This is a genomic window from Kitasatospora sp. NPDC018058 (assembly GCF_044327205.1).
GTDB lineage: Bacteria > Actinomycetota > Actinomycetes > Streptomycetales > Streptomycetaceae > Kitasatospora.
The window spans coordinates 1-2,349 of record NZ_JBIRFA010000130.1; the positions used below are offsets into that span (position 1 = coordinate 1).

At 68.7% G+C, this 2,349-nt stretch carries 1 protein-coding gene; it reads right to left on the bottom strand.

All coding sequences use genetic code 11. The features are described from left to right. Nucleotides 1-2,349, bottom strand: a 2,349-nt coding sequence (locus ACH4E7_RS45485) for an AMP-binding protein (protein WP_396255111.1), incomplete at both ends; no start/stop codon positions are given.

Genomic DNA, 2,349 nt, shown 5'->3' on the forward strand with positions numbered 1-2,349 from the left:
CGGAACCGGCGAAAGACCCCCGTCCAACACATACACCCGCGTGTTCCACAACGGCCGCCCGATCGGCGGCGTCCGGTCACCGGAGAGCGGGGCACACGGCTGGTACGTGACATCGACAGACGCCTCGGTCGGACCGTAGAGGTTGTGCAGCGAGGCATCCAGGACGGCGGAGAACGACCGGGTGAGATCCGCCGTAAGCGCCTCCCCACTGCACATCACGTGCCGCAGGTCAACACACGCGGCCGCTTCCGGCTGGGACAGGAAGGCGCCCAGCATGGAGGGTACGAAATGCGCGGTCGTAACGCGCTGTTCGCGGATCAGCTCGACCAGGTACGCCGGGTCCTGGTGGCCTCCGGGCCGCGCGATCACGAGCGTGGCTCCCGTGATCAGCGGCCAGAAGAACTCCCAGACGGACACGTCGAAACTCGACGGGGTCTTCTGCAGCACCCGGTCCTCGCCGGTCAGTCCGTACTGGTCCTGCATCCACAACAGCCGGTTGACGATGCCCTCATGGGGGATCGGGACACCCTTCGGACGACCCGTCGAGCCCGAGGTGTAGATCACGTACGCGGGATGGGCCCGCCGCAACGGCGCGGTTCGGGGAGCCCGGTCCGCGTGACCCTGGTCGTCCACTCCCCCGTCCAGCCGCCACCGCACCTCGTCACTGTCCAGCAGAAGCCTAGGCAGCTCGGCCTCCCGCGTCTCAGGCAGGATTGCGGCGGTGTCGGCCACGGTGATCAGAAGAACCGGGTCGGCGTCGTCGAGCATGAACGCGATGCGCTCGGCCGGGTAGTCGGGATCCACCGGGAGGTACGCCGCGCCGGACTTCAGCGTGGCCAGGAGTGCGACCAGCATGTCGATCGACCTGGGCACAGCCACCGCGACCAAGCGGTCGGGTCCCGCTCCCTGGTGGGTCAGCAGGGCCGCCAAACGGTCCGCACGCGCGTGCAGCTCCGCGTAGCTCACCTCGGCGCCCTCGAACACGAGAGCCGCGCGTTCCGGCGTCCTGACTGCCTGCTGTTCGAGAAGGTCCGTGAGAGTGAGTCCCGGCCGGCCGGCCGCGCACGCGGTGTCGTTCCACTCGCGCAGGATCCGGTGGTGTTCCTCCGGAGCGAGGATCTCGAGGGCCTGCACGGGGCGGTCGGTATGGCTGAGCGCTTCGCCGAGCAGCCGGGTCAGCTGCTCCACCATGCGCGCTGCGGTTGCCCGGTCGAAGAGCTCGGTGCTGTATTCGAGTCGGCAGTCGATGCCTGCGGGGCTGCCATCGGCGGCTCGCCGCTCGCTGTACGCGAAGGAGAGGTCGAACTTGGCCGTGCCGGTGCCGACGCCGTGCTGACCGACAGTCAACCCGGCAAGCTCGACTCGTACGCTGTCCATGTCCTCGGACGCGAGCATGACCTGGAACAGCGGGTGGTGCGCGAGGGAACGTGCCGGCTTGAGGGCCTCCACCAGGTGCTCGAACGGCACGTCCTGATGCGCATACGCCGCGAGGTCGGCCTCCCGGACCCGCTCCAGCACCTCCAGGAACGACGGATCCCCCGACACATCCGTCCGCAGCACCAGGGTGTTGACGAAGACACCGACCACATCGTCCAAGGCCTGGTCGGTACGCCCGGCGATGGGCGTGCCGAGGGGGATGTCCGGCCCCGCACCGAGCCGCTTCAACAACACCGCCAGAGCCGCCTGCAATACCATGAAGACGCTGGAGCCGGTCTCCCGGGCCAGCGTGGTCGCCGAGCGGTGGAGCTCCGCACTCAGGGTGAACGGCACCACATCACCCGCATGACTGGCCACCGCCGGCCGCGGACGGTCCGTCGGGAGCTCCAGCCGATCCGGAATCCCCTCCAACGCCGACTTCCAGTAATCGACCTGCCGGCTGACCAGGCTCTCCGGGTCCTCCTCGCCGCCCAGCAGTTCCTGCTGCCACAACGTGTAGTCCACGTACTGCACCGGCAGCGGCTCCCACCCCGGCGCCCGACCCTCCACCCGCGCCGCATACGCCTGCGCCAGATCCCGCGACAACGGCGCGAAGGACCAGCCGTCAGCAGCGATGTGATGCAGCACCAGCGACAGCACATACTCCGCCGGCGACAACACGAACAACGTCACCCGCAACGGAAGATCCGAGGCCAGATCGAAGCCCCCGGCAGCAGCCGCGGCCAGGGCCTCTTCGAGCTCCGCCTCGCTCGTGGACACCACCGGCAGATCGAGACCGACCGACTCCAGCACCAGCTGACGCGGTACCCCATCGACCTCGGCGAAGACCGTCCGCAGGCTCTCGTGCCGCCCCACCACATCGTTCAACGCCGCACGCAACGCCTCCCGATCCAACTCCCCCGAAAGCCGGAT